The sequence below is a fragment of the Sphingomonas corticis genome (assembly GCF_012035195.1).
In the GTDB taxonomy this organism is placed as follows: domain Bacteria; phylum Pseudomonadota; class Alphaproteobacteria; order Sphingomonadales; family Sphingomonadaceae; genus Sphingomonas; species Sphingomonas corticis.
Genome location: NZ_JAAVJH010000008.1, coordinates 110,090 through 135,808, shown reverse-complemented (window position 1 = coordinate 135,808; position 25,719 = coordinate 110,090). Strand labels below are relative to the sequence as shown.

Annotated in this window: 23 protein-coding genes and 2 pseudogenes; 12 read left to right on the top strand and 13 right to left on the bottom strand. The window is 70.6% G+C overall.

The window, feature by feature from the left end; all coding sequences use genetic code 11:
- Window positions 1-125: 125 nt before the first annotated feature.
- Window positions 126-323 (top strand): annotated as a pseudogene (locus tag HBH26_RS13790) (glycine zipper 2TM domain-containing protein); the annotation flags it as partial.
- A 37-nt stretch (window positions 324-360) separates the two neighbouring features.
- Here the strand turns inward: HBH26_RS13790 and HBH26_RS13785 are convergent.
- Window positions 361-582, bottom strand: a complete 222-nt coding sequence (locus tag HBH26_RS13785) for a hypothetical protein (protein ID WP_168135202.1) — start codon at window positions 580-582, stop codon at window positions 361-363.
- 87 nt (window positions 583-669) lie between these two features.
- Here HBH26_RS13785 and HBH26_RS13780 point away from each other — a divergent pair, with 87 nt between their 5' ends.
- From HBH26_RS13780 to HBH26_RS13765, 4 genes are all read left to right on the top strand, one after another.
- On the top strand, window positions 670-1,368 hold the full coding sequence (locus HBH26_RS13780; RefSeq protein WP_168135201.1) for a hypothetical protein: 699 nt from the start codon (window positions 670-672) through the stop codon (window positions 1,366-1,368).
- A gap of 68 nt (window positions 1,369-1,436) precedes the next feature.
- Complete coding sequence (gene crcB / locus HBH26_RS13775) at window positions 1,437-1,823, top strand: fluoride efflux transporter CrcB (RefSeq protein WP_168135200.1); 387 nt, start codon at window positions 1,437-1,439, stop codon at window positions 1,821-1,823.
- Complete coding sequence (locus tag HBH26_RS13770) at window positions 1,820-2,932, top strand: RluA family pseudouridine synthase (RefSeq protein WP_168135199.1); 1,113 nt, start codon at window positions 1,820-1,822, stop codon at window positions 2,930-2,932. Before crcB ends, HBH26_RS13770 begins: the two co-directional genes overlap by 4 nt.
- A 1-nt stretch (window position 2,933) precedes the next feature.
- Window positions 2,934-3,533: an FMN-binding negative transcriptional regulator gene (locus tag HBH26_RS13765; RefSeq protein WP_168135198.1), complete on the top strand. Its 600-nt coding sequence runs from the start codon at window positions 2,934-2,936 to the stop codon at window positions 3,531-3,533.
- 25 nt (window positions 3,534-3,558) lie between these two features.
- Here the strand turns inward: HBH26_RS13765 and HBH26_RS13760 are convergent.
- From HBH26_RS13760 to HBH26_RS13730, 8 genes and pseudogenes are all read right to left on the bottom strand, one after another.
- A pseudogene (locus HBH26_RS13760) lies at window positions 3,559-4,575 on the bottom strand (glycoside hydrolase family 43 protein); the annotation flags it as partial.
- Window positions 4,576-4,583: 8 nt separating this feature from the next.
- Window positions 4,584-5,609: a family 43 glycosylhydrolase gene (locus tag HBH26_RS13755; protein ID WP_168135196.1), complete on the bottom strand. Its 1,026-nt coding sequence runs from the start codon at window positions 5,607-5,609 to the stop codon at window positions 4,584-4,586.
- Window positions 5,606-7,135 carry an alpha-N-arabinofuranosidase gene (locus HBH26_RS13750; RefSeq protein ID WP_338057379.1) on the bottom strand — a complete coding sequence of 510 codons (1,530 nt, stop codon included), beginning with the start codon at window positions 7,133-7,135 and terminating at the stop codon, window positions 5,606-5,608. Before HBH26_RS13750 ends, HBH26_RS13755 begins: the two co-directional genes overlap by 4 nt.
- The gene (araD1, locus tag HBH26_RS20775) at window positions 7,132-8,124 is read right to left on the bottom strand and encodes an AraD1 family protein (protein ID WP_239024792.1); all 993 of its coding nucleotides are present in this window, start codon (window positions 8,122-8,124) and stop codon (window positions 7,132-7,134) included. Before araD1 ends, HBH26_RS13750 begins: the two co-directional genes overlap by 4 nt.
- A gap of 45 nt (window positions 8,125-8,169) precedes the next feature.
- A complete protein-coding gene (locus HBH26_RS13745; RefSeq protein ID WP_168135194.1) occupies window positions 8,170-9,714 on the bottom strand; it encodes an aldehyde dehydrogenase (NADP(+)) in 1,545 nt (514 codons plus the stop codon).
- Between the two features lie 138 nt (window positions 9,715-9,852).
- The gene (locus HBH26_RS13740; protein WP_168135193.1) at window positions 9,853-11,169 is read right to left on the bottom strand and encodes a glucose/galactose MFS transporter; all 1,317 of its coding nucleotides are present in this window, start codon (window positions 11,167-11,169) and stop codon (window positions 9,853-9,855) included.
- 31 nt (window positions 11,170-11,200) lie between these two features.
- Complete coding sequence (locus tag HBH26_RS13735) at window positions 11,201-12,127, bottom strand: Gfo/Idh/MocA family protein (RefSeq protein ID WP_168135192.1); 927 nt, start codon at window positions 12,125-12,127, stop codon at window positions 11,201-11,203.
- On the bottom strand, window positions 12,124-12,876 hold the full coding sequence (locus HBH26_RS13730; protein WP_168135191.1) for a FadR/GntR family transcriptional regulator: 753 nt from the start codon (window positions 12,874-12,876) through the stop codon (window positions 12,124-12,126). The genes HBH26_RS13735 and HBH26_RS13730 overlap by 4 nt, the downstream gene beginning before the upstream one ends.
- Window positions 12,877-13,020: 144 nt before the next feature.
- Between HBH26_RS13730 and HBH26_RS13725 the strand changes: the two genes are divergently transcribed.
- The 3 genes from HBH26_RS13725 to HBH26_RS13715 are packed head-to-tail and all read left to right on the top strand — an operon-like array spanning window position 13,021 to window position 15,463.
- Entirely contained in the window at window positions 13,021-13,887 is an 867-nt protein-coding gene (locus HBH26_RS13725) for a 2-dehydro-3-deoxygalactonokinase (RefSeq protein WP_168135190.1), read from the top strand.
- Window positions 13,884-14,528 (top strand): 2-dehydro-3-deoxy-6-phosphogalactonate aldolase, encoded by a 645-nt coding sequence (locus HBH26_RS13720; protein ID WP_168135189.1) that lies wholly within the window; start codon window positions 13,884-13,886, stop codon window positions 14,526-14,528. The genes HBH26_RS13725 and HBH26_RS13720 overlap by 4 nt, the downstream gene beginning before the upstream one ends.
- Entirely contained in the window at window positions 14,516-15,463 is a 948-nt protein-coding gene (locus tag HBH26_RS13715; protein WP_338057378.1) for a glycoside hydrolase family 43 protein, read from the top strand. The genes HBH26_RS13720 and HBH26_RS13715 overlap by 13 nt, the downstream gene beginning before the upstream one ends.
- Before the next feature lie 112 nt (window positions 15,464-15,575).
- On the opposite strand, the gene HBH26_RS13710 is transcribed toward HBH26_RS13715, so the two are convergent.
- From HBH26_RS13710 to HBH26_RS13695, 4 genes are read right to left on the bottom strand one after another with little or no spacing between them, the layout of a single operon-like run.
- Window positions 15,576-16,745 (bottom strand): cellulase family glycosylhydrolase, encoded by a 1,170-nt coding sequence (locus tag HBH26_RS13710; protein WP_168135188.1) that lies wholly within the window; start codon window positions 16,743-16,745, stop codon window positions 15,576-15,578.
- An 11-nt stretch (window positions 16,746-16,756) separates the two neighbouring features.
- Window positions 16,757-17,890, bottom strand: coding sequence for an aldose epimerase family protein (locus HBH26_RS13705; RefSeq protein ID WP_168135187.1), 1,134 nt, complete (start codon window positions 17,888-17,890; stop codon window positions 16,757-16,759).
- Window positions 17,891-17,916: 26 nt separating this feature from the next.
- Window positions 17,917-18,774, bottom strand: coding sequence for an SMP-30/gluconolactonase/LRE family protein (locus HBH26_RS13700; RefSeq protein ID WP_168135186.1), 858 nt, complete (start codon window positions 18,772-18,774; stop codon window positions 17,917-17,919).
- Entirely contained in the window at window positions 18,774-20,504 is a 1,731-nt protein-coding gene (locus tag HBH26_RS13695; protein WP_239024802.1) for an IlvD/Edd family dehydratase, read from the bottom strand. The genes HBH26_RS13700 and HBH26_RS13695 overlap by 1 nt, the downstream gene beginning before the upstream one ends.
- 320 nt (window positions 20,505-20,824) lie before the next feature.
- Between HBH26_RS13695 and HBH26_RS13690 the strand changes: the two genes are divergently transcribed.
- Genes HBH26_RS13690 through HBH26_RS13675 form a run of 4 tightly spaced genes read left to right on the top strand, consistent with a single transcriptional unit; the run spans window position 20,825 to window position 25,719 of the window.
- The gene (locus HBH26_RS13690; RefSeq protein ID WP_168135184.1) at window positions 20,825-23,746 is read left to right on the top strand and encodes a TonB-dependent receptor; all 2,922 of its coding nucleotides are present in this window, start codon (window positions 20,825-20,827) and stop codon (window positions 23,744-23,746) included.
- Window positions 23,747-23,748: 2 nt separating this feature from the next.
- Complete coding sequence (locus HBH26_RS13685; RefSeq protein ID WP_168135183.1) at window positions 23,749-24,303, top strand: hypothetical protein; 555 nt, start codon at window positions 23,749-23,751, stop codon at window positions 24,301-24,303.
- Window positions 24,300-25,274: a family 43 glycosylhydrolase gene (locus tag HBH26_RS13680; RefSeq protein WP_168135182.1), complete on the top strand. Its 975-nt coding sequence runs from the start codon at window positions 24,300-24,302 to the stop codon at window positions 25,272-25,274. The genes HBH26_RS13685 and HBH26_RS13680 overlap by 4 nt, the downstream gene beginning before the upstream one ends.
- A 52-nt stretch (window positions 25,275-25,326) precedes the next feature.
- Window positions 25,327-25,719: a hypothetical protein gene (locus HBH26_RS13675; RefSeq protein ID WP_168135181.1), complete on the top strand. Its 393-nt coding sequence runs from the start codon at window positions 25,327-25,329 to the stop codon at window positions 25,717-25,719.

The following is a 25,719-nucleotide window of genomic DNA, read 5'->3' as shown; positions in this document are numbered from 1 at the left end:
CTCTTGGGAAAGAACGGCCGCAGCCGCTCCATCTGCTCGTCGGTCAGCCAAAACAGGTCGCTCATTCCGGTCTCCTTGCGGAGCCTGAATCAGATCGCAACGCTCACATCAATGGGTCCTGACCCTACCGCGGCTACAACGGCCGCTATTACTGCCGGCGCAACGACGGAACGACCGGGCTGATCGTCGGCGGGCTGGCCGGCGGCGCGCTGGGCAACATCATCGCGGGCGGCGGCTCGCGGCTGCTGGGCACGGTGATCGGCGCGGGCGGCGGTGCGCTGCTGGGCCAGGCGGTCGATCGCGGTCAGGTGGTCTGCCGCTGACGGGACGGGGGCGCCGGAGCGATCCGGCGCCCCTTCCTCAGATGAAGCCGCCGCCCAGCATCAGGCGCAGCGCGAAGATCACGATGAGGATGAGGTTCAGGTTGCGCCCCCCGTTGCGCGACGACAGCGCGCCCACTGCGGCGCCGACCACCGCGATGGGGATGACGAACCAATAGCCCCAGGCCAGGAACGGCAGGAAGGGCACGATGCCCAGCACCAGGGCGACGAGACCGATGAGGATCGAGACGATGTTCAGCATGGCGCCTCTCGATATGGAGCCGGTGTCGTACTGATGCAAGACACGCAGCTGGTCGAATCTTAACCGGGTGCGTGGCACGCGGGTTCCATGAGACCGCTCGCCGCCCTGCTGCTCCTGCTCGCCGGCTGCTCCGCCGACGCCCCCGCGAACGACGCGCAGGACGCGGTCGCGGCGCTGGATGCCGAGCTGACCGCCAATGCCATGGCCAACGCCGCCGACCCCGCGCTCACCGCGGCCCTGCGCGACCAGATCATGGTCGATCCGCAGCTGGTGCAGCAGGCCAACGACGATGCGGTGCGCCCGTCGACGACGCCCGCCAGCGGCGCCATTCCCGCGGAGGACATCGCAGACGCCGCGACGCCTCAGCCGGCGCTCGGTCCCTTGCGCGACGCCCCGCCGCCCGCGCGCAACTGTCCGCAATGCGCCGCCGCGCGCCGGGCGCTGGCGCGATGTGCGGCGAATGTCAGCTATTCCGCCGCCTGGGCCAACCGCCTTCCCTCCGGCGTGCCGCTCTATCCCGACGCGCGCGTCGGCGAGGCGGCGGGGGCGGACGGCGGCGGCTGCGCGCTGCGGATCGTCAGCTTTTCCACTCGCGCGCCGGTGCAGCGCGTGCTCGACTTCTACTTCACGAGGACGTCAGCGGCGGGCTTCGCCGCCGGGCATGGCGTGGAGGGGGCGGAGCACGCGCTGGGCGGCCGGCGTGCAGACGGCGGCGCCTTCCTGACGATGGCGCGCGCGCGCGGCGACGGCGGGACCGACGTGGACCTGATGGTCGACGGCGAGTGAGATAGCGGCACCGCGTCCCCGGTACGGCCACGGTGGCGCCCCCGCGGCAAAGCGCCTAAGCGAGGGCCATGCAACCTCTTCTCCTCGTGATGGCCGGCGGGGCGGTCGGTGCCGGAGCGCGGCACCTGGTCGGCCGCGCCGCGCTCGCCGCGTTCGGCCCCGGCTTTCCCTGGGGCACCTTGTGCGTGAACCTGCTGGGCGGGCTGGCGATGGGCGTTCTGGCGGGCACGCTGGCGCGCACCGAGGGCTCCGAGACGTGGCGCCTGCTGCTGGGCACCGGATTGCTGGGCGGCTTCACCACCTTTTCCGCCTTCTCGCTCGACGCGGTGCTGATGGCGGAGCGCGGGGCGATCGCCGCGGCCCTCGTCTACGTGCTCGCCTCCGTCGCGGGGGCGATCGTCGCGCTGGTCGCGGGACTCGCGCTCGCGCGCTCCCTGGTCGGAGCGGGGGCATGAGCCGGCAGGACGAGGGCGTGCGCCAGTTCACCGTGGCGCCCGACGACGACGGCATCCGCGTCGACCGCTGGTTCAAGCGGCACCTGGATGCCACCAGCTTCACCACGGTCGCCAAATGGGCGCGCACCGGCCAGCTCCGGCTCGACGGCGCGCGCGTCGGCCCGGGCGACCGCGTCGCCGCCGGGCAGGTGCTGCGCGTCCCCCCCGCCGAGCCTGTCCGCGGCGACGTGAAGCCCAGGCGCGAGCGCGCGCCGCTGAGCGAGGACGAGGCCGCCTTCGCGCGCGAGATGGTGATCCACAAGGATGCGCAGGCACTGGTGCTGAACAAGCCGCCCGGCCTCGCCACACAGGGCGGCACGAAGACGACCGCGCACGTCGACGGCCTGCTCGACGCGCTGCAATACGAGGCGGAGGGGCGACCCAAGCTGGTCCACCGGCTGGACAAGGACACGTCGGGCGCGCTGCTCGTGGCGCGCACCACGCGGGCGGCGGCGTTCTTCGCCAAGGCGTTCTCCTCGCGCAGCGCGAAGAAGGTGTATTGGGCGCTGGTCGTCGGCGTGCCCAGCATCGACGACGGCACGATCGACCTGCCGATCGCCAAGCAGCCGGGCACCGGCGGCGAGAAGATGCACGTCGACGAAGCGGAGGGCAGCCCCGCGCGCAGCCGCTACCGCGTGATCGAACGCGCCGGCAACCGCGCCTGCTGGGTGGAGCTGCAACCCTTCACCGGACGCACCCATCAGCTGCGCGTCCACATGGCCGCGATCGGCCACCCGATCGTCGGCGACGGCAAGTACGGCGGCCCGGCGGCGTTCCTGACCGGCGGGATCAGCCGGAAGATGCACCTGCACGCGCGCCGCATCCGCGTCGACCATCCCGACGGCGGCGAGATCGACGTGACCGCGGAACTGCCGACGCATTTCGCGGAGTCGCTGAAGGGTCTCGGCTTCGAGCCGATGGCGGGCGACATGCTGCCGCTCGACACCTTCGTGCCGCCCACGCGCGAGGAGAAGAAGGCGAAGGCGCGCGCCCATGCCAAGTCGGTGCGCAAGGAACGCCGGGGCGAGCGGCGCGGCCGGGGCGCGCCGAAGGACACGCCGCGACGGTAGGATGCATCCCGAACCCGCCTTCGCGCTGCCGGTCGGGCGCTGCCGCGCGATCGTGCGGGAGCATGCCTTCGCGCACCTCTTCGTCCACGGGCCCGCGGGCGCGGCGGTGATCCACGCACCGGTGACGCTGGACGGCGAGGACCGCCTGTCCTTCCACGTCGCGCGCCGCAACCGCGCGTTCGCGCTGCTGGACGGCGCGCGCGCGATCGCCAGCGTCGTCGTCGCCGACGGCTACGTCAGTCCCGACTGGTACGCCTCGGCCCAGCAGGTGCCGACGTGGAACTATCTGGCGGTGGAGGCCGAGGGCCGTGTCGAGCCGCTGACGCGCGACGCGCTGGTGGCGCAGGTGGACGATCTGTCCGACGCGCAGGAGGCGCGGCTGGCGCCCAAGCCCGCCTGGACGCGCGCCAAGATGGACCCGCGCCGGTTCGACGCGATGATCGACGCGATCGGCGGCTTCGCGATCGTCGTCGACACGTGGCGCGGCTCGGCGAAGCTCGGCCAGCACAAGGCGACCAAGGACGTGACCGGCGTCGTCGCCGCGCTGCACGATCGCGGCGAGGCGGCGCTGGCCATGCTGATGGCGGCGGCCAAGACGTGATCGCCGCCGGACGGGCGCGCTACGCCACCGGACCGTTGGCGCGGGGCACGCCGAAGTCGGGCGAGCCGTCCGCGCGGTAGCGGAAATATTGTACGCGGGTGTGGCGGTTGGGATCGAACAGCGGGTCGCCGCTGATCTTCTCGTAGTCGCGGGCGTGATAGACGAGGACGTCGCGGCCCTTCCCGTCCACGGTGAAGCTGTTGTGGCCGGGGCCGTAGACGCGGTTCGCCGCGGAGGTGGCGAAGACCGGCACCGGCGACTTCGTCCAGCTCGCCGGGTCCATGATGTCGGCGTCGTCGCGCGCGCTGAGCATTCCCATGCAGTAGCGCGCGTCGGTGGCGCTGGCCGAATAGGTCATGAAGAGCTGCCCGTTGCGCGCCAGCAGCGCGGGCGCCTCCGCCACCTTGAACCCCTGCACCTCCCACGGCAGCGTCGGCACGGTCAGCCGCGCGGGCCTGGCCGCCAGCGTCAGCGGCGTCGCCAGCGGGGCGAGGTAGAGGTTGCTGTTCGTCTCGATCCCCGGCTCGCGCTGCGCCCAGGCGAGATAGCGCGTGCCGCGATGGACGAAGCTGGTCGAATCGAGGTTGAAGCTGTCCCATGGCGTCTGCAGCTGGCCCAGCACCGTCCACGTGCCGGTCATCGGATCGTCGCCGTCGCAGACGACCGCGTAGGTGCGGATGCGGAACACGTCCTCCCCGCCGCCGCTGGGGCCGGCAGCGAAATACATGATCCACTTGCCGTCGATCAGGTGCAGCTCCGGTGCCCACAGGAAGCCCGACATCGGCCCCTTGGCCTCGTGCCGCCACAGCACGCGCTCGGGTGCGGTGGCGAGGCCGGCGAGGGTGCGCGCGCGGCGCAGGACGAGCCGGTCGTATTCGGGCACCGAGCCGGTCAGGTAGTAGTGACCGTCGGTGTGGCGGAAGACCTGCGCGTCGGCGCGCTGGCGCACCAGCGGGTTGCCGAGGCGGGGGGCGGCGCGCGCGAACGCCGGCGTTGCGGCGGCGGCGGCGGTGCCGGCGAGGAACAGGCGGCGGTCGATCATGCTCTCTCCTATTGCCCGGCGACCGTCGGCCAGCCGTCCGCGCCCCAGCGCAGCTGCGCCAGGCGCAGCGTCGGCGCGCCGTTCTTTTGTCGGTCGTAGGCGTGCCACACGAGATAGTCGGTGCCGTCCGCGTCGCGGAAGTGGCCGGCGTGGCCGGGGCCGCGGAAGCGCTGCTTCTCCTGCAGGTCGGCGCGCAGCAGGATGGTGCCGCCGCCCTTCAGCATCGCACTGCCGTCCTTGCCAAGGAACGGACCCTCGACCGACGTCGCGCGCGCGATCACCGTGTAATAGGTGCTGTTCACGCCCTTGCAGCAATAGTCGTAGGAGGCGATCAGCCAGTAGAAGCCGCCGCGCTCGAAGATGAAGGGCGCCTCGACGATAGAGGGCGCGCCCGCGGGCACGGGGCGGGAGGCGATGGCGATCGGCTTCGCGCGCGGGTCGAGCGGCTTGCCGGTGGTCGGGTCGAGGCGGAAGAGCTTGAGGCCGGTCCAGAAACTGCCGAGCGACAGCCAGTGGCGGCCCTGCGCGTCGGCGACGAAGTTCGGATCGATCGCGTTGAAATCGTCGCCGGGGCGCGACTGCACCACCAGCCCCTCGTCGCGCCAGCCGTAGCCCGGTGCAGCGGGATCGAGCGTCGCGCTGGTGGCTAGGCCGATCGCGGAGCGGTTCGAGCCGAAGGTGGAGACGGAATAGTAGAGCCGATAGCGCCCGTTCACGAAGGAGATGTCGGGCGCCCACAGGTTCTTCGCCCCCGGCACCGCGGCGAGCGCCCAGGCGGGCAGCGTGGCGAAGGGCGGGGTCGCCGCGGTCCACGTCGTCAGGTCGGGCGAGGTGCGGTGCGCGAGGAGGCCCTGCCCTTCCCGGCCGATGCCGGTGGAGAAGACGTGCCACGTCTTCCCCTCGCGGATCAGCACCGGATCGTGCACCGGCACCACGTCGCCGCGCGGCCAGGCGTCATCGATCGCGGGCGGCGTCGGCGCCTGCGCGGAGGCGGTCGCCGACAGCAGCGCCAGCGCGGCGGCGAGGCGCCTCACCGCAGTTCCAGCATCACGACGGACTTCGCGGGCAGCGTCACCGTCAGCGTGCCGTTCGCGACCTGCGCGCCCGTGAAGGCGCGCGGTACCACGCGGTCGCCGGCGTCGAAGTCGTTGCGTGCGTTGATCGCATCGGCGGTCAGCACCTGTCCCGTCGCGGCGGTCGCCGTGACACCGGCCAGCGTCGCCGACACGGTGTTGGGCCTGTTCGGGTCCATGTTCGCCAGGGCCACCCGCACCACGCCGTCCTTGCCGCGCACCGCCGAGGCGCTGACCGCGGGCATGACGAACTGGTCCTTGTTGTACCAGCCCGCCTTCACGTCGATCGGCAGCACGGTGCCGTCCATGTACGGCTTGTACATCATGAAGACGTGGTAGGTCGGCGTCAGCACCATCTTCGCGCCGTCGGTCAGCACCATCGCCTGGAGCACGTTGACCATCTGAGCGATGGCGGAGAGCTTCACGCGATCGGCGTGCTTGGCGAAGACGTTGAGGTGGATCGCGGCGACCAGCGCGTCGCGCAGCGTGTTCTGTTGCCGCAGGAAGCCGGGCGTGGTGCCCGGATCCTGCGCGAACCACGTGCCCCACTCGTCCACCGCCAGCCAGATGCGCTTCTGCGGATCGTACTTGTCCATCACCGCGGTATGACGGGTGATGAGGTCGTCGATGCGCCACGCCTGCGCCAGCGTGTCGGCCCAGCCCGCCTCGTCGAAGTCGGTGGCGGACGCGCGCGGCGGCCAGCCGCCGCCGGGGATGGTGTAGTAGTGGAGCGACAGTGCGTCGATCTGCCCCGACGCCTCGCGGATCAGCGTCTCCGTCCACTTGTAGTCGTCGACGTTCGCGCCCGCCGCGATCTTCAGGATGCGCGTGCCAGCCGGCGCCTTGATGAAGGTGGCGTAGCGGCGCGTCACGTCCGCGGCATATTCCGCGCGCATGTTGCCCCCGCACCCCCACAGCTCGTTGCCGACGCCGAAATAGGGCACCTTCCACGGCGCCTTGCGGCCGTTCTTCGCGCGCTCCTCCGCCAGCGTGCCGGCGGGGCTGGTCATATATTCGACCCACTCGGCCATTTCCTGCGGCGTGCCGTTGCCGACGTTGCCCGCGACATAGGCTTCCGCACCGATCTGTTCGGCCAGGTCGAAGAACTCGTGGGTGCCGACGGTGTTCGGCTCGGTCACGCCGCCCCAGTGGGTGTTGATCTTCACCGGGCGCTTGGCACGCGGGCCCACCCCCTCGCGCCAGTGGTATTCGTCGGCGAAGCAGCCGCCGGGCCAGCGGATGACGGGGACGCCCAGCGCCTTCAGCGCGCCGATCACGTCCTTGCGATAGCCGCGGACGTTGGCGATCTTCGACTTCTCGCCGACCCACAGCCCGCCGTAGATGCCGTTGCCCAGATGCTCGGCGAATTGCGTGAAGATGCGCCGGTCGTAGGTGGGACCGGGGCGATCGGCGTGGACCGTCACCGTCGTGTCCTGCGCGGCGGCGGGAGCGGCGGCCAGCAGCAGCGCGGCGAGGAGCGCCCTCACAGCGCGCGCACCGACACGGCGGCGGCGTCCGCGCGCGCGAGCGGATTCGACAGCGGAAGCGTGAACGGCGCCGCCGCGATCTCGAACACGTCGCCCTCCTGCGTCGTCACGCCGTCGCTGAACGACAGCGTGGCGGTGCCGAAGAAGTGGACGTGGACGTCGCCCGGTCGGCGGAATTGCGCGTATTTGAAATGGTGGTGTTCCAGGTTCGCCAGGCTGTGCGACATGTTGGCTTCTCCCGACAGGAAAGGCTTCTCCCAATGCACCGCGCCGCCGCGCAGGATGCGGCTGGTGCCCTCCACGTGTGCGGGCGGCGGGCCGACCAGCAGTTCCGGCCCCAGCGCCGCCGGGCGCAACTTGGAATGCGCGAGCCACAGGTAGTTGTGCCGCTCGGTAACGTGGTCGCTGAACTCGTTGGCGAGGGCGAGGCCGATGCGGTGCGGCGTGCCGTCGGCACCGATCAGGTAGATGCCGGCGAGCTCCGGCTCCTCGCCGCCGTCCTGCGCGAACGCGGGCATCGCCAGCGGCGCGCCGGGAGCGACCAGCGCGGCGCCGTCGCCCTTGTAGAACCATTCGGGCTGCTGCCCGGTCTGGCCGGCGGCGGGCTTTCCGCCCTCGACCCCTTCCAGGAACATCCGCATCGAATCGGTCTGGTGGTCGGCCGCCGCGGCGGCGGCGTGCATCTTCGCGCGACCCTCGGCGGAGCCCAGGTGCGTGAGGCCGGTGCCCGTCATCGACAGGTGCGCGGGGTCGTCGTGGTCGATCGGCGCGATCAGGCGGCCGGCGGCCAGCTCGGCGGCCGGGTCCACCGCCGCGCCACGGCCGGCCTGCGCGACCGCGGTGGCGAGGTCCTGCCCCGCCGCGATCGCGCCGGCCGCGAGATCGTAGACGCGGGCGACGCCGGGGACGATCCACGCTCCCGTCTCGTCCGCCGCGATCACCGCGCGCGCACCCTCTTCGTCACGCCGCTGCATCAGGCGTAGCGCCATCGATCCTCTCCCCTTCGTCGCGCCGCGCGGTGGCGGCGTCGTCAGTTACCGTCGTTTACCGTCATGGAGCACCGGCGCGCCCCCGGCACCGCCGTCGCGCAGCACCGCGGGCAGCAGCGCGTCCGGCAGGTTCTGGTAGGACACCGGCCGCAGGAAGCGATCAATCGCCAGGCTGCCGACCGAGGTGGTTCGCCCGTCCGAGGTCGCCGGGAACGGCCCGCCGTGGACCATGGCGTGCGCCACCTCCACGCCGGTCGGCCATCCGTTGACGAGGATGCGCCCCGCTTTCAGCTCCAACACCGGCACCAGCCTGGCGGCGAAGTCCGTGTCCGCCTCGTCCATCTGCAGCGTCGCGGTCAACTGACCCTCGGCGGCGGCGAGCACCGCCTCCAGCTCCGCCGCGTCGGCGCATCGCACCAGCAGCGAGGACGCGCCGAACACCTCGTGACCCAGCGCCGCGTCGGCGAGGAACGCCTTGGCATCGGTCGAGAAGAACGCCGCCTGTCCGCGCGCCACGCCCTCGCCCACCTTGCCGCGCGCGACCTCGGTCACGTCGGCGTGGGACGACAGGGCACCGATGCCCTTCTCGTACGCCGCATGGATGCCCTGCGTCAGCATCACCTGCGCCGCTGCCTCGCCCAGCGCCGCGGCGGCGGCGTCGACGAAGGCGTCGAGCCCCTCGCCCTCCACGGCCAGGACGAGACCCGGATTGGTGCAGAACTGCCCCGCACCCATCGTCAGCGACGCGACGAAGGCGGCGCCGAGCGCCGCGCCGCGCGACGCGAGCGCGGCCGGGCAGAGCACGACGGGGTTGATGCTGGACATCTCCGCGTAGACCGGGATCGGCACCGCGCGCGCCTGCGCGATCTTCACCAGCGCGAGACCGCCCCCGCGCGAGCCGGTGAAGCCGACCGCGGCGATGCGCGGATCGGCGACCAGCGCGCCGCCCAGTTCGTTGCCGGCGCCGACCAGATCGCCGAAGGTGCCCTCCGGCATGCCCGTTGCCGCCACCGCCGCACGGATGGCGCGCGCGACGAGTGCGCCGGTGTGCGGGTGGGCGGGATGCTGCTTGACGATCACCGGGCAGCCCGCCGCCAGCGCGGAGGCGGTGTCGCCGCCCGCAGTGGAGAAGGCGAGCGGGAAGTTCGACGCGCCGAACACCGCCACCGGACCGAGCGGCACGTTGCGCAGCCGCAGGTCGGGCCGGGGCAGCGGCGCACGGTCCGGCTGGGCGGGATCGACGCGCAGCCCCATCCAGCCGCCTTCGCGCAGGACGCCCGCGAACAGCTTCAGCTGACCCACGGTGCGCCCGCGCTCGCCCTCGATCCGCGCGCGCGGCAGGCCGCTCTCGCGACAGGCGGCCTCGATCAGCTCGTCGCCGAGCGCGAGTATTTCCTCGCCGATCCGCTCGAGAAAGGTGGCGCGCGCCTCGGCATCGGTGGCACGATAAGTCGGGAAGGCGGCAGCGGCGGCGGCGCAGACCGCATCGACGTCGCCGACGCCGTGGCCGGCGAACGGCTCACCCACGGACTCGCCGGTGGCGGCATCGATCGAGCGCAAGCCGGTGTGGTCCAGCGTGGCGGCGTCCATGATCCAATCTCCTTATTTGTCCGACATATCTATCGAGGTGTCGGATGGCAACGCCGATCTGGTGCGTCGCGGCGACAAGGAAAGGGCGCCGGCGACCTTCCGTCGCCGACGCCCCCGTTTCCTCGCCGATGCCGGCGCTCAGGCGGCGGGCGTGACTTCCGGCTCGGGCAGCGCGTGGGTGGGACGCGAGCCGAACAGCGCGTAGGCCAGCACGATCACCTCGCACGCCATCGTCAGGAAGAACGAGTTCTGAAGCCCGTAGGTGTCGGCCAGCCAGCCCTGCACCACGACCAGCGCGCCACCCGCGATGGCCATGATCATCAGGCCCGATCCCTCTTCGGTCAGCGGCCCGAGACCGCGGATGGCGAGCGTGAAGATGGTCGGGAACATGATCGAGTGGAACAGGCCCACCGCGATCAGCGACCACATTGCCAGCGGCCCGGTGCTGAAGGTGGCGATGGCCACGACCACCAGCGCGCCGAACGCGAACAGGCCCAGCAGCCGCTCCGGCGCGACCTTCTGCATGACGAGGCTGCCGACGAAGCGCCCGACCATCATCCCGCCCCACAGCAGCGAGAGGTAGCGCGACGCCTGCTCGTGGGTGACCGCGGCGATATCGGGCTGCGACACGAAGTTCACGAACAGGTTGGCGACGCCGATCTCCGCCAGCAGATAGGCGATCATGGTCGGGATGCCGAGCGTCAGGTTGCGATGCTTCCACAGCGAATGCTGGTGTCGATCGGCCTTCGCGGCGCGCTGCGTCGAGGCGCCCAGCGCCGGAAGCGGGAAGCGGGCGATGATGATCGCGAGCACGACCAGCACCACGGCGACGAGGACGTAAGGCAGGATCACCGACTGCGCATCGGCGTAGCGCTGCGCCTGCGTCAGCTGCGCACCCGCCTCCGCGGTGCCGCCGCGGCTGCGGCCCAGGATCAGGTAGCCGGCGAACAGCGGCGCCAGCATGGTGCCCAGCGAATTGAACGCCTGCACCAGGTTCAGCCGCGACGATCCCGTTTCCGGCGGGCCGATCACGGCGACATAGGGGTTCGCCGCGACCTGCAGCAGCGTGATGCCGCTGGCGATGACGAACAGCATGACCAGGGTGACGCCGTAGGACGGCAGGCTCGCCGCGACCGTCATGCCGAGCGCGCCCGCCGCCATGATGAGCAGGCCGATGACGATCGACTTCTGATAGCCCACCCGCTCGATCAGCTTCGCCGAGGGGATCGACGCGAAGAAATAGGCGATGAACCAGACCGATTCGATCAGCGTGGTCTGCGTGTAGTCCAGTTCGAACACCGATCGCAGGTGCGGCAGCAGCACGCCGTTGATGACGGTGATGAACCCCCACATGAAGAAGAGGCTGGCCAGCAGCGTCAGCGCGGGGCGGTAGCTCCGGCCGGTACCGCCGGGTGGCGAGGCGACCGATGATGAATGTTGGCTCGGAAGGGCCACGGGCGATCCTCCTATGTGTTCTCGAATGGGGTCAGTCGTTCCAGCGGAACGGCGCGACCGTCTCGCGCCGGCCGATCAGATGGGCGTCGGCGACCAGCCGGAAGGGGGCGAGATCGGCGTCGATGGCTCCTTGCGCCACCACCTCGGCGAAGCGGGCGTAGAGGCGGCCGTATTCTGTCCCCTCGGGCACCGCCACTTCCGCATCGTCGACGAACAGGCGTCCGCCGCCATCGCGCAGCATGGCGTGGCCGGCGTCGGTCTCGACGGCGATCGTCCACGTCTGCGGCCCACGCTGGTCGAAGGAGAAGTCGACCGCGATCTCCGCCGCCGCGTCGCTGGCGAGCGCGAGCGTCGCGGCGATCGGCGCGGCACGGTCCGCGGGGTAGCGCAGCACCGCCTCGCGCACCTCCGCCGGGCTTGCCAGCAGGTGGGTCAGGATCGAGAGCGCGTTGATGCCGGGATCGAACACGCCGATGCCCGGCTCCCAGATCCACTCCTGTCCCGGGTGCCAGACGCGCACGTCCTCCATCCACTCGATCGCGATGCGGCGGATCGCCTTGCCGGACAGCCACTGGCGCAGCGGCTCGACGCCGCTCGCCGCGCGCGAGTGCCAGGTGAGGTACAGCCCCTGCCCCGCCGCGCGCGCCATGCCGGCGAAGCGCTCCGCCTCGCTGATCGTCGCCGCGGGCGGCTTCTCGACCATGACGTGGAGGCCGAGGTGCAGCGCCTCGCCGATCAGCGCGGCGCGGCCCATCGGCGGGGTGCACAGCGACACCGCCGCGAGGTCCGGCACCTGCTCCTTCAGCGCGGCGATGGTGGCCGCGGCCGGGACGTCCAGATCGTCGGCGTGGCGCGAGACGACGCCGGCGAGGTGGAAATGGGGGCTCGCCGCGATGGTGGGCAGATGCTGGTCGCGCGCGATCTTGCCGACGCCGACGAGGGCGATCGGAATGGTCATGCAGAAACTCCCGAGGATTGGCTGTCCGCCTCCTGCTCGACGAAGCGCTCGATGAGGACGAGGACCTTGTCGATGAGGATGGTCATCGCCGCCCGCGCCGCCGCCGCGTCGCCGGCCACGATCGCCTCGTGCACGGCGGCGTGGTCGCCGATGCTGGCGGAGCGGCCCGACAGGCGGTTGGTGAAGCGGATCGAGGTGCGCAGCGCGGTGGCGACGACGTCGCGGAACTGCGCGAAGAAGGGGTTGTTCGACGCGCGCAGGATGGCGACGTGGAAGGCGATGTCCGCATCCAGCGTGTCGTCGTCGCCGCGGTCGGCCGCGCGCATCCGTTCCAGCCCCGCGCCGATCGCGGCCTTCTGATCGGGCGAGCCGTGGACCGCCGCCAGCGCCGCCGCGGCGGGTTCCACCGCGCTGCGCAGCTCGCTGAAGCGGCGCAGGAGGACGAGGCTGGACTTGCGTTCGAGCAGCCAGCGCAGCACGTCGGTGTCGAAGAGGTTCCACGCCTCCTCCGGCCGGACGAACGTGCCCTGCTTGGGCCGGGCGCCGAGCAGGCCCTTGGCGCCGAGCATCTTCACCGCCTCTCGCGTGACGGAACGGCTGACGCCGTGGATCTTGACGATTTCCGCCTCGGTCGGGAACGGCCGCGCGCGATAGTCGCCGATCACGATGGCGCGACCGAGCAGTTCCTGAAGGCCGAAGGTAAGATTGCGACCCAGTTCGCCGCGCACCAGCGGATCGTCAGCGGCCATCGCCCAACCTGTGCATCCGCCCCTCCCCGACGCGGCTGATCGCCGCTGCGCCAGCGGTGTCGCAGATCGACACCCCCTCGACAAGTGCGATTCATCATATAAACGACCGGGGCAGATATCGAGTGGCGGCGCGGGAGAGAGCCGGTGACGAGACGCTTCATCGCCGTCGACTGGGGCACGACCAACCGGCGCGCCTATGTCATCGAGGACGGTGTGGTCACGCACACCGATCGCGACGCGACAGGCATCCTTTCCGTGCCCGCCGGCGGGTTCGCGGCGGAAGCGGCCGCCTTGCGCGAGCGGATGGGCGGCGGGCCGATGCTGCTGGCGGGCATGGTCGGATCCAATCGGGGCTGGATCGACGCGGGCTACGTCCCCTGCCCCGCCACGCTGGAGACGCTGGCCGCCGCGGTCGCGCGCCCTGCGCCTGGCATCGCGATCGTGCCCGGTGTGAAGACGCTGGAACAAGGCCGCGCCGACGTGATGCGGGGCGAGGAGGTGCAGCTGCTCGGCGCGACGGCGACCGGGATGGCGCCGGCGGACGGCCTGCTCTGCCAACCGGGCACGCATTGCAAATGGGCGCGCATGGCGGGCGGCGCGATCGACGGCTTCGCCACCGCAATGACGGGCGAACTGTTCGCGCTGCTGCGCGACCACGCGCTGATCGGCGCGGCGATGACCGGCGGCGTGGCCGATGGCACGGCGTTCCGCGACGGCGTGGCGCGGTCGGCGGAAGGCGACCTCGCCGCCGCGCTGTTCGGCGTGCGGCCCGCCAGCCTGCTAGGCCTGCGCGACGATGCCGACGCCGCCTCCTACGTCAGCGGCCTGCTGATCGGTGCCGATTGCCGCGCGCAGGCGTTGCCGGGCGAACAGGTCCACCTGCTCGCCGACCCCACGCTCGGCGCGCTGTACGCCGCGGCGCTGCGCACGATCGGCGCGGTGCCCGTTACCCTCGACAGCCACGACGCGTTCGTCGCCGGGATCGTCCGGCTTGAGGAGCTTATCGCATGACCGATGTCGCCCCCGATTTGACCCCCGATTTCACCGGCGCGTTCGCCGCCCTCCCGCTGGTCGCCATCCTGCGCGGCGTCACTCCGGCCGAGGTCGTGCCGATCGGCGAGGCGCTGGTCGAGGCGGGGTTCACGCTGGTCGAGGTGCCGCTGAACTCGCCCGACCCGTTCGCCAGCGTCGCGGCGCTCGCGCGCGCGGTGGGCGACCGCGCGCTGGTGGGCGCGGGCACGGTGCTGCGCGTCGAGGACGTGGCGCGGGTGCGCGACGCGGGGGGCACGCTGGTGATCTCGCCCAACACCGACACCGACGTGATCGCGGCGAGCGCGGCGGCAGGGATGATCTCGATGCCCGGCTATCTCACGCCGTCCGAGGCGTTCGCGGCGATCAAGGCGGGGGCGAGCGCGCTGAAGCTGTTCCCGGCGGAGTCGGCCAGCCCCGCGGTACTGAAGGCGCAGCGCGCGGTGTTGCCGCGCGACGTGCCGGTGCTGGCGGTTGGCGGCGTCTCGCCCGACACGATGGCGCCGTGGCGTGCCGCGGGGGCGGACGGCTTCGGGCTTGGTTCCGCGCTCTACAAGCCCGGCGCGACCGCCGCCGAGGTCGGCGCCGCGGCGCGCGCGTTCGTCGCGGCGTGGCGGGCGTGAGGCGCGCGCTGGCGGGCGTGGTCGCGCCGCTGCTGCTCGCCGCGTCGGCGCCCGCCGGCCCGCTGCTGCCGTCCGGACCCGACCCGTGGGTGACGCAGGCGGATGGCTGGTATTACTATATGGGCACCGAGGGCGACCGGCTGTCGATCCGGCGCACGCGCGACCTCGCCCGGCTGGCGGACGCGCCCGCGGTGACGGTGTGGCGCGCGCCGGCGAGCGGGCCGAACAGCCGGTCGATCTGGGCGCCGGAGCTGCACCGCATCGATGGCCGCTGGTTCCTCTATTATACCGCGGTCGACAAGGATCACGACGACGACGCCCACCGCGGCGTCTTCGTGCTGGAGAACGACGGCGACGATCCGCTGGCGGGGCGCTGGATCGACCGCGGGCGCGTCAACACCGCGCGGGCGGGGATCGACGGCACCACCTTCGTCGTCGGCGGCCAGCGCTACTTCGCCTACTCGCCCTATGTAGGACCGGACAGCGTGATCGCCGTCGCCCGCATGGCGAACCCGTGGACGCTGGCGGGCGAAGAGACGATCGTCGCGCGCCCGGACCAGGCATGGGAGCGGCAGGGCGGGCGCCAGATCCTGGAAGGACCGGCGTTCCTTCAGGGACCGAAGGGAGACCTGTTCCTCGCCTATTCGGGCAGCGCCTGCTGGTCGGACGGCTATGCCGTGGGCCTGCTGCGGGCGCGCAAGGGGAGCGATCCGACCAGGGCGGCGAGCTGGACCAAGCTGCCCGGGCCGGCGCTGGCGAGTTCGGCGAAGGAGCGCATCTTCGCGCCGGGTCACAACGGCTTCTACCGCGCGGGTGGACGCGACTGGATCGTCTTCCACGCCAATCCCGCGGCAGGCATGGGCTGCACGCAGAAACGCGCGCCGCACGTGCGCGCGGTGCGATGGGGCGCGGACGGGGTGCCGGTGGTGCGGTAAGTGGTCGCCCTCACCGTTCCCACCCGCCTGCGCCGAGCGGGCCCCTTTCCTCTCCCGGCGGGAGAGGGAGGGAGGCGCGCAGCGCCGGAAGGGTGAGGGTGATCGCCGGATGCTACCGCCGCTGGCGCCGCTCCATCGGCGCGGGTGCCGGGGCGGCGGCGGGAACCACGCCCTTGGGCGCCGCCGCCAGCCGGCGGATCAGGTCCGTCTCCGCGGTGCGATACGGCGTGCCGTCGTTGCGGAACACCTCGTGGAACCAGATCGTCGGCTCCTCGAGCACATAGGGCTTCTTCCAGCTGTCCCACGGGAAGCGCGTTTGCGTCTTCCCGTCGACGAAGCCCCAGTTCATCATGCCGACGTTCATGCGCTTGGCGATCGGCAGCGAGCCGTCGAACGTGGAGCCGTTGCCGCGCGCCATATACTCGGTGCAGATGATCGGTCGGTTGTACGGCAGCAACTGCCGCACGCGCCCCTCGAACGTCTCCGGCCAGCTATAGTCGTGGAAGGTGATGACGTCGGAGCGGCCGAGTTGCAGCTTCTCCATCGGCGTCAGCTTGCCGCCGGTCGGCGTCCAGTCGTCGTGCCACCACACGCCGCTGGTGACGGGCTGGGTCGGGTCGGCGTCCAGCGCCCAGTCGAACACCTGCGCCAGCAGCGCGCGGACCAGCGGCTCCTTGCCCTCCTGCCCCTTGTACTGGTCGGCGCCGTTGTCGGGCTCGTTCCACAGATCCCAGCCGAGCACGCGATCGTCCTTGGCGAAGGCGGAAACGACGCCCTGCACATAGGCCTTGTACTGGGGATAGCGGCTCCTGTCGCGCAGGCCCGGCAGGCCGGGGCCCTGCACCCAGCCCGAATTGTGGACGCCCGGGATCGGCGGGTGCTGCGGCCCCGGCTTGGGATCGGGATCCCAGCAGCTGTCGAACAGCACGAACAGCGGGCGGATGCCGTGGCGTTGCGCGATCGAGAGGAACTCGTCGATGCGGCGCTTGAAGCCCTCCGGATCCTGCGTCCACAACTGGTCGTGCAGGAACACGCGCATGGTGTTCATGCCGATCCCCTGCGCGAGGCCCAGTTCGTAGTCGATCCGCTTGGGATCCCAGGTTTCCGCCTGCCACATCTCCAGCTGGTTGATCGCCGTGGCCGGGGCGTAATTGGCGCCGACCAGCCACGGCTGCCTGTCGTACCACGCCTTCGCCTGCGCCTCCGTCCAGCGGGCGCGGGCATCCGCCGTGCCGGCGGCGAGCGAAGCGGTGGCGAGCAGGCCCGCGAAAATTGCCTTCATCGATCCTCTCCTCAGCGCTCTACGAAGAGCCGGTAGGTCATCACGTTGCGATAGGTCTGCCCGGGGTTCAGCCGCGCCGACGGGAAATCGGGCTTGTTCGGCGCATCGGGGAACAGCTGCGGCTCGACCGCGATCGAATCGCCCATGCGATAGATCTGGCCGCCCTTGCCGGTGATCGTCGCGTCGAAGAAGTTGCCGGAGTAGAATTGCAGGCCGGGCTGGTTCGACCACAATTCGAAGCCGCGGCCGGACACCGGATCGACCGCGCGCACCATCAGATGCTCGTCGGGCGTGACGCGATCGGTGACGATCCAGTTATGGTCGTAGCCGCGCCCGTACTTCATCTGCACGTCGCGCGCGTCGCGCACGCGGTCGCCGATCGCGCGCGGCGTGCGGAAGTCGAAGACGGTGCCGGCCACCGGCTTGCGCTCTCCGGTGGGGATCAGCCCCGAATCGACCGGCGTGTAGCGCTCTGCGGGGATCGTCAGGACGTGCCCCATTGCCCCGCGCGGCGAGCCCACGCCGGCGAGGTTCCAGTAGGAATGGTTCGACAGGTTGACGACGGTCGGCCGGTCGGTCGTCGCCTTGTACTCGATGCGCAGCCGGTTCTCCTCGTCGAGCGAGTAGGTCGCGTCGGTGGTCAGCGTGCCGGGATAGCCCATGTCGCCGTCGGGGCTGACGTAGCGCAGCGTGACCGAGGCGGCGGGGCCGTTCTTCACGTCGACCACCTGCCACAGCACCTTGTCGAACCCCTTGGTCCCGCCGTGGAGCGAATTGGCGCCGTCGTTGACCGGGGTGGAGTAGCTCCGGCCGTCGATCGTGAAGCGGCCCTTGTCGATGCGGTTGGCGACGCGGCCGACGGTGGCGCCGAAATATTCGGGTTTCGTCAGATAGCCGTCGATCGTGTCGTAGCCGCCCTGCACGTCCTCGCGCTTGCCGGTCTTGTCGGGCATGGTCACCGACTGGATCGCGGCACCCAGCGCGATGATGCGCGCCGAAACGCCGCGCCCGTTGGTCAGCGTCACCGCCTCCACCGCGCGGCCGTCCGCCATCTTGCCGAAGGTCGATCGCGTCGCCGTGGCCGCGTCCGCGGCACCGGCCGACACCATCGTCGCGACCGCCGCCAGGATCATCGTGCGCTTCATCTTGCTCCCTCTCGTCTTCTGTTGTGTCAGCCGCGATAGCGCGGGGTGGGCAGGCCGCGGCAGCCCGGGTCCACCTCGAACAGGCAGCCGCCCGCCGGCTCGTCCACCCCGTCCGCCGCCGACGTCACGAACATGCGGTCCAGGTTCGTGCCGGCGAAGGTGCAGCTGGTGATCTGCGACGCGGGCAGGTCGATCCTGCGGTCGAAGCGCCCGTCCGCGTCGAACCGCCGCACGCACGACCCGCCCCAGCAGGCCACCCAGAGCCCGCCGTCGGCGTCGAAGGTCATGCCGTCCGGATTGCCCCAGTCGGCGTCGAACACGATGAAGGGCGTGCGGTCCGCCAGCGAGCCGTCGTCACGCACGGCGTAGCGGTAGACCGTCGCCTCGGCGGTGTCCGTGTGCAGCAGGAAGTCGCCACCGGGCGGGATCGCCGGGCCGTTGGCGATCGTGTAGCCGTCGTCCGCGCGAGTCGCGCTGCCGTCCGTATCCAGCCGGTACAAGCTGCCGGTCGGACGATCGCAGGTGAAGGGCATCGAGCCGGCCCAGATGCGCCCCTTCGCATCCGCCTTCGCATCGTTGAAGCGGTTGCCGTCGCGATCGTCCTCGGGCGCGGCGATCGTCTCGATCGTGACGGGATCGAGCGTCAGCCGCACGAAGCGGCGGCCGATGCCGGCGACGAAGCCAAGCGCGTCCTCGCGCTCGATCGCCCAGCCGATCACGTCCGGCATCTCGAACGACGTCACCGCGTCATCGCGTAGCGACAGGCGGTTCAGCCGGCGGCCGAGGATGTCGACCCAGTAGACCGCCTCCTCGCGCGCGGACCACATCGGCCCCTCGCCCAGCGTGTCGCGGCGGTCGCGCGCGATGATGCGAGGGGACGGCATCAATGGCTGTCGCGCGGCAGCCCGCGGGTCTGCGCGATCCGCTGGTATTTGATCGCCGGCTCCAGCACCGCGCCGGTGTCGAACTGGCCGACGATGCCGCGCTGGATCTCCTGCCACGGCGTCTGCGATTCGGGCGTGACCGCGCGCTCGACGTCGGCCAGCTCGCCGCGGCGACGCTCGATCTCGCCCGCGTCGACCAGCATGTCGGCGGTGCGCGCATTCAGGTCGATGCGGACGCGGTCGCCGGTGCGCAGCAGCGCCAGGCCGCCGCCAACGGACGCCTCGGGCGCCGCGTTCAGGATCGACGGGCTGCCGCTGGTGCCGGACTGGCGGCCATCGCCGATGCACGGCAGCGCGTGGACGCCCTCGCGGATCAGCGCGGCGGGCGGGCGCATGTTCACCACCTCCGCGCCGCCGGGATAGCCGACCGGGCCGGCGCCGCGGATGACGAGGATCGTGTTCTCGTCGATGCCGAGCGCGGGATCGTCGATCGCGTGGTGGTAATGTTCCGGCCCGTCGAAGACGACGACCTTGCCCTCGAACGCGCCGGGATTGGCGGGATCGGAGAGGTAGCGGTCGCGAAATTCGTCGGAAATCACCGACAGCTTCATCACCGCGCCGTCGAACAGATTGCCGCTGAGGACGGTGAGGCCGGCTCGCTCCTTGATCGGCGCGGCGAGCGGGAAGATCACCTTCTCGTCCTCGATCCGCGCCCCGGCGATATTGTCCGCCACGGTGCGGCCGTTGACCGTCAGCGCGTCGCCGTGGAGCATGCCCGCGCGATACAGCTCGCCCATCACCGCCGGCACGCCGCCGGCGCGATAGTAATCCTCGCCGAGATACTCGCCCGCGGGTTGCAGGTTGACCAGCAGCGGCACGTCCGCGCCGTGCGATTCCCAATCGGCGAGCGACAGCTCCACGCCGATGTGGCGCGCGATCGCGTTCAGATGGATCGGCGCGTTGGTCGACCCGCCGATGGCGGAATTGACGCGGATCGCGTTCAGGAACGCCTCACGCGTCAGCACGTCGGACGGCTTGCGGTCCGCCGCCACCATCTCGACGATCTGCTTGCCCGATTGCCAGGCCACCTCCTGCCGGTCGCGGTACGGCGCCGGGATGGCGGCCGACCCGGGAAGCGACATGCCCAGCGCCTCGGTCAGCGAGTTCATCGTCGTGGCCGTGCCCATGGTGTTGCAATAGCCGGTGGACGGCGCCGAGGACGCGACCAGCTTGATGAAGCCGGCATAGTCGATCTCGCCCGCCGCCAGCATCTGGCGCGCGCGCCACACGATCGTGCCCGATCCGGTGCGCTCGCCCTTGAACCAGCCGTTCAGCATGGGGCCGACCGACAGCGCGATCGCGGGGATGTTCACCGTCGCGGCGGCCATCAGCGCGGCGGGCGTCGTCTTGTCGCAACCGATCGTCAGCACCACGCCATCGAGCGGATAGCCGTACAGCACCTCGACCAAACCGAGATAAGCGAGGTTGCGGTCGAGCCCGGCGGTCGGGCGCTTGCCCGTTTCCTGCAACGGGTGCGTGGGGAATTCGATGGGGATGCCCCCCGCTTCGACGATGCCGGCTTTCACCCGCTCGGCGAGGACCAGGTGGTGGCGGTTGCACGGGACCAGGTCGCTGCCCGACTGGGCGATGCCGATGATCGGCTTGCCCGATTGCAGCTCCTCCAGGCTGATGCCGTAGTTCAGGTAGCGCTCGAGATAGAGCGCGGTCATGTCCGGATTGTCGCGGTTGTCGAACCAGGCGCGCGAGCGCAGGCGTGGCGTCGTCGGGTCGCTCACGCGCGGTTCTCGCGCTGGACGGACGTGCTCATCATCATTCCCCTCCTTGCCACCGCATCGACCATGGAACGTCAACGGGGCCGCAGCGATCCGGCGACCGCTTCGGCGCACCTTAGCGGGTGAACGATTTATCATACAAGTGGCAAAATACCCTGTCGAATTATCCGATAAATGCGTATTGCAAGATCATCGTCGTCGAGATATCCGAATGGCTTAGCCGTTCGGGAGAATGCGGCTGTGCAGGGGAGGAAGTCATGAAGACCAAGGCGCTGTTGTGTGCATCCGTTTCGATGGCGGCGGCATTCGCGTATGTTAGCCCCGCGTCGGCGCAGACCGATGCGACCGCGCCGCAGGCCGAGCAGGCTCCCGCCACCCCGGCGCCCGTCCGCCGCCCCGGCATCGGCTCTCCGTCCGAAACGCCCAAGCCGCTGACCCCGTCCGACCAGAACGCGAACACCTCCGCCCCCGCGCCCTACGCGCAGAACAGCGAGACCGAGGATGGCGAGATCGTCGTCACCGGCCTGCGCCGCAGCCTCGAGTCCGCGCAGGCGCTGAAGCGCAATTCCGACGGTATCGTCGACGCGATCGTCGCAGAGGACATCGGCAAGCTGCCCGACACCTTCGCCTCCGCCGCGCTGGCGCGCGTGTCCGGCGTGCAGGTGACGCGCGGCGCGGGCGAGGCCGCCGGCGTGCAGATCCGCGGCCTTCCCGACATCTCGACCACGTACAACGGGCGCGAGATCTTCACCGCCGAGGGTCGCTTCGTCGCGATCCAGGACTTCCCCGCGGGCACCGTCGCGGCGCTGGAAGTGTACAAGAACGGCACCGCCAATCTGATCGAGGGCGGCATCGGCGGCCAGGTGAACGTCCGCGGCCGGCGGCCGTTCGACTTCAACGGGTTCGAGCTTTCCGGATCGCTGAACGGCGTCAACTGGGAGCATTCCGGAAACCTGACGTGGAACGGCAACCTGCTGGTCAGCGACCGGTGGGAGACGGGCATCGGCGAGATGGGCCTGCTGGTGAACGCCAGCTATGTCGGCCTCAACTACCTCGACGCCACGCGCGAGCAGTCGCTGGTGATCGGCACCACCAACGCCGACACGGCACCCGGCGCGGGCGCCAACATCCGCTATCCCGACGCGCAGGGGCGCTTCACCAGCAACGGCGACCGCTTCCGCCCGTCCGCCAACGCCGCCTTCCAGTGGCGCCCGACGCCCGAGCTGGAGGTCTATGTCGACGGCCTCTACCAGGGCTATCGCGGCGACGACGAGAACCAGTGGATGTTCGTGCCGATCTTCGGCGGCGCGGGGTTCCAGCTGCAGAACCTGACCACGCGTGAGGGGGCGCCCAACGTGGCGCAGAGCGCGACCGTCGTCGGGGCCAGCGCTCCCGACGGCTATTACACCTCCGCGTCCGGCCACACCGACACCTATCAGGTCGGCGGCGGCATGGTGTGGAAGCGCGACCGGCTGCAATGGTCGGTCGACGGCGCCTACACGAACTCGAAGTACAACTTCAAACTGTACAACATCGACTATCTGTTCGCGAGCTCGCCGACGCGCAACGTCGTGTTCGACGGACCGGATGGCGGCCCGACGTTCAACTTCGTCGACTTCGACGTGTCGAACCCTGCCAACTTCAACGTACGCGGCTTCTTCCAGGAATATCTGGAAGTCAGCGGCAAGGACATCCAGCTGCGCGGCGACACGCAGTATGAGTTCGACGACGGCAGCTTCCTGAAGCGTATCCAGCTGGGCCTGCGCTACAACGACCGCGACGCCACGCGCGACCGCGGCGCGCCCTACATCGACCGCGTCGGCAACGTGGCCACCAACCCGCTGTATCGCGACGCCAACATTCCCATCAGCGCGCTTCCGGTGACGATCCGCCCGACGCGCCCGGCGTTCAGCTACAACAACAACTTCCCCGTCTATTCCTTCGCGGGCATCGCGGCGGAGAGCATCCGCGGCAACATCGACCAGCTGCGCACCTATTTCGGCGCGCCCGAGGGGCTGCCCGCGTTCAACCCGACGGAGAATTTCACCGCCAACGAGAAGGCGCTCGCCGCCTATGCGCAGCTGAAATACGGGTTCGACCTCGGCGACACGATGACCGTCGACGGCCTGATCGGCATTCGCGCGGTGCGGACGAAGACGACGATCAGCGGCTTCGTGCGCGACGAGACCACGGGCGCCGGCACGCCGACGTTCAACCCGATCACGGCGCGCAACAGCTACGTCGACTATCTGCCCAATGCGAGCGCGCGGATCCAGTTCACGCCCGAGGTGCAGCTGCGCCTGAACTACAACCAGACGCGCACCCGCCCCAACTTCTTCGACCTGAACCCGACGCTGACGGTCGGCCCGCCCCCGACCATCTCGCCCGAGTGCCTGGCCGATCCGTCGCTGCCGCAGTGCCTGAACAGCAACCTGCGCAACATCAGCGGCGGCAACCCGAACCTCGATCCGCTGACGTCCGACAATTACGACGTCAGCCTGGAATGGTACTTCTCGCGCGCCGGCTCGCTGACGGCGGCGCTGTTCCGCCGCGATGCGCAAGGCTTCATCTCGCGCGTCAACCTGGAAGGCGTCGACATCGGGTACGGCCCGTCGCGGCTGAACCTGCCGGAGAACACCGGCAAGACGCGCTTCCAGGGCGCCGAGGTGCAGTTCACCAGCTTCCTCGACATCGAGGGGCTGCCGGACTGGGCCAAGGGGTTCGGCATCCAGGCGAACGGGACGTACGTCGATTCGAGCGGCGATCTTGCCAGCAACCTGGCCGCCAATCCGAACGTCGCCGGCAGCCGCCTGCGCTTCACCGGCGTGTCGAAATGGTCGGGCAACCTGGTCGGCCTGTACGAGCGGCCGTTCTTCTCCGCGCGCCTCGCCTACAACTACCGCTCGGACTTCGTGACCGAATACGGCCAGGTGAACCTGGACGTGGACGCGAACGGCCAGCCGCGCACCGGCGCCATCGTCGAGAAGGCGCGCGGGCAGCTCGATTTCTCCACCACCGTCACGCCCATCCCCAACATCACCTTCGCGTTCGACATCGTGAACCTGCTGGGCAACCCGCTGAAGCGCGAGCGCGCCTTCAACGACGACGGCGACATCTACGCCCGGCAGCAGATCTACCTCGAGCGCGTCTACTCGCTCGGCGTCCGGTTCCGGTTCTGACGATGCGCGGCGTTCTTCTCGCCGCCGCGCTCTGCCTTTCCACGCTCGCCGCCGCGCCGCCCCGCGCGGCGGCGCAGCAAGGCATGGCGGACCGCCTCGTCAACGATCCGCGGGTGGAGGCGCTGCGCCCCTACGGCCTGCCCCTTCCGCCCGCACCGCGCGCCGACAAGACGGTGCAGTTCGGCAAGGCGCTGCGCTTCAAGCTGGCCGGCCACGCCGATTTCTGGCGCATCGGCGTGGTGACGCCGACGTTGAAGCCGGTGCGCAAGGGCGACCGGGTGGTGATCGCGTTCTGGGCACGCGCCACCGGCACCGACGCGGGCGCGCCCGGCCGCATCGGGCGGGTGCAGCTGGAGGAGACGCCCGTCGTGCGGGCGCTGTTCGAGAAATCCTTCGAGATCGGACCGGAGTGGAAGATGTATCAACTCGCCGGCACGGTGGCGCGCGACTATGCGCCCGGCCAATTGAACGCCGCGCTGCACATCGACGCGGCGAAGCAGGTGCTGGACGTGGGACCGGTGTTAGTCCTCGACTACGGCCAGGCGGCAGCGGAATGATCCGTCGCCTCGTCGCGCTCGCGCTCCTCGCCACCGCGGCGGTGGCGCCGGCGGAGAACCCGCAGTTCCAGGGCGCCGACCCGCACGCGGTAATGATCGACGGGGAGTTGTGGGTGTTTCCCACCGGCGGCCCGGGCGGCAGCTGGGCCGCCGACCGCTTCGGCGCCTTCTCCTCGCGCGACCTCAAGACGTGGCGCCCGCGCGGCGAGCTGATCCGCCGCGACCAGATCCGCTGGATCGGCGACGATGGCGCGAAGGAGCATTTCCTGTGGGCGCCGGGCGTCGCGACGCGCAACGGCAAATGGTATCTCTACTACTCCGTCGGCCCGCAGAACCCGACGCCGAGCCGCATCGGCGTCGCCGTCGCGAGCCGGCCCGAGGGCCCCTATGTCGACAGCGGCAAGCCGCTGGTGACGGGCGGCCCCGGTCCGACCGGGCGGGGGTTCGAAGCGATCGACCCGATGGTCTTCACCGACAGGCGATCGGGCAAGATCTACCTCTACGCCGGCGGCAGCGCGGGGGCGACGCTGCGCGTGTGGGAACTGGCGCCGGACATGGTGACGATCCGCCGCGAGGTCGCCGTGCCGACGCCGCCGCAATTCACCGAAGGCGCCTTCATGCACGAGCGCCGCGGCACCTATTACCTCAGCTACAGCCACGGCCGCTTCAACGGGCCGGACTATTCGGTCCACTATGCGACGGCGCGCTCCCCGCTGGGGCCGTGGCGCTATCGCGGCGCGATCCTGACCAGCGACGCGCGGCGGCAGGGGCCCGGGCACCACAGCTTCGTGACGACACCCGACGGCCGGACGCTGATCGTCTATCATCGCTGGGAACAGCCCCCTGCCCCCGCGCCGTTGAAGGGCGAGCGGCAGGTGGCGATCGACCGCGTGCGTTACGCCAAGGACGGCCGCATCCTGCCGATCCGCATGACCGAGGGCGCGGCATCGCCCGTCCTGCGCCCGCGCTAGTGCTTCCACACGCAAAACCGATTTTTAACATACATCAGTTACGTTCAGAAACATGGCAGCAGTATTCGACATTGCCTTCGACCACACGCGCGGGCTGATGCGCATCACGCTGGGCGGCTTCTTCGGCGCGACGGAGATGGCCGATTTCGTCGCTGCGCAGGCCGCGGCCTATCGGCGCATGACGACACCGCGCGGACAGCACGTGACACTGGTCGACGTGCGGGCGTGCAAGCTTCAGCCGCAGGAGACGGTGGAGGCGTTCCGCGCCATCCTGCGGGACCCCGCGGGACAGGGCCGGCGCCTCGCCTTCGTCACGGGTGCCTCCACGGTGAAGATGCAGATCCGGCGGCTGCTGGAGCGCGACACCGCGCGGGTGTTCGACGATGCGGAGAGCGCCGAGACGTGGCTCTGCGCCGCGGACGACGCCGCCGCCCGCGCGGCCTGA

Coding starts and splice junctions, on each gene's coding strand:
- HBH26_RS13700 (WP_168135186.1), bottom strand. CDS start 18,774: ATGCCGTCCCCTCGCATCATCGCGCGCGACCGCCGCGACACGCTGGGC.
- crcB (WP_168135200.1), top strand. CDS start 1,437: ATGCAACCTCTTCTCCTCGTGATGGCCGGCGGGGCGGTCGGTGCCGGA.
- HBH26_RS13705 (WP_168135187.1), bottom strand. CDS start 17,890: ATGAAGCGCACGATGATCCTGGCGGCGGTCGCGACGATGGTGTCGGCC.
- HBH26_RS13770 (WP_168135199.1), top strand. CDS start 1,820: ATGAGCCGGCAGGACGAGGGCGTGCGCCAGTTCACCGTGGCGCCCGAC.
- HBH26_RS13695 (WP_239024802.1), bottom strand. CDS start 20,504: ATGACCGCGCTCTATCTCGAGCGCTACCTGAACTACGGCATCAGCCTG.
- HBH26_RS13745 (WP_168135194.1), bottom strand. CDS start 9,714: ATGGACGCCGCCACGCTGGACCACACCGGCTTGCGCTCGATCGATGCC.
- HBH26_RS13690 (WP_168135184.1), top strand. CDS start 20,825: ATGAAGACCAAGGCGCTGTTGTGTGCATCCGTTTCGATGGCGGCGGCA.
- HBH26_RS13765 (WP_168135198.1), top strand. CDS start 2,934: ATGCATCCCGAACCCGCCTTCGCGCTGCCGGTCGGGCGCTGCCGCGCG.
- HBH26_RS13675 (WP_168135181.1), top strand. CDS start 25,327: ATGGCAGCAGTATTCGACATTGCCTTCGACCACACGCGCGGGCTGATG.
- HBH26_RS13685 (WP_168135183.1), top strand. CDS start 23,749: ATGCGCGGCGTTCTTCTCGCCGCCGCGCTCTGCCTTTCCACGCTCGCC.
- HBH26_RS13710 (WP_168135188.1), bottom strand. CDS start 16,745: ATGAAGGCAATTTTCGCGGGCCTGCTCGCCACCGCTTCGCTCGCCGCC.
- HBH26_RS13735 (WP_168135192.1), bottom strand. CDS start 12,127: ATGACCATTCCGATCGCCCTCGTCGGCGTCGGCAAGATCGCGCGCGAC.
- HBH26_RS13730 (WP_168135191.1), bottom strand. CDS start 12,876: ATGGCCGCTGACGATCCGCTGGTGCGCGGCGAACTGGGTCGCAATCTT.
- HBH26_RS13680 (WP_168135182.1), top strand. CDS start 24,300: ATGATCCGTCGCCTCGTCGCGCTCGCGCTCCTCGCCACCGCGGCGGTG.
- HBH26_RS13785 (WP_168135202.1), bottom strand. CDS start 582: ATGCTGAACATCGTCTCGATCCTCATCGGTCTCGTCGCCCTGGTGCTG.
- araD1 (WP_239024792.1), bottom strand. CDS start 8,124: ATGGCGCTACGCCTGATGCAGCGGCGTGACGAAGAGGGTGCGCGCGCG.
- HBH26_RS13780 (WP_168135201.1), top strand. CDS start 670: ATGAGACCGCTCGCCGCCCTGCTGCTCCTGCTCGCCGGCTGCTCCGCC.
- HBH26_RS13720 (WP_168135189.1), top strand. CDS start 13,884: ATGACCGATGTCGCCCCCGATTTGACCCCCGATTTCACCGGCGCGTTC.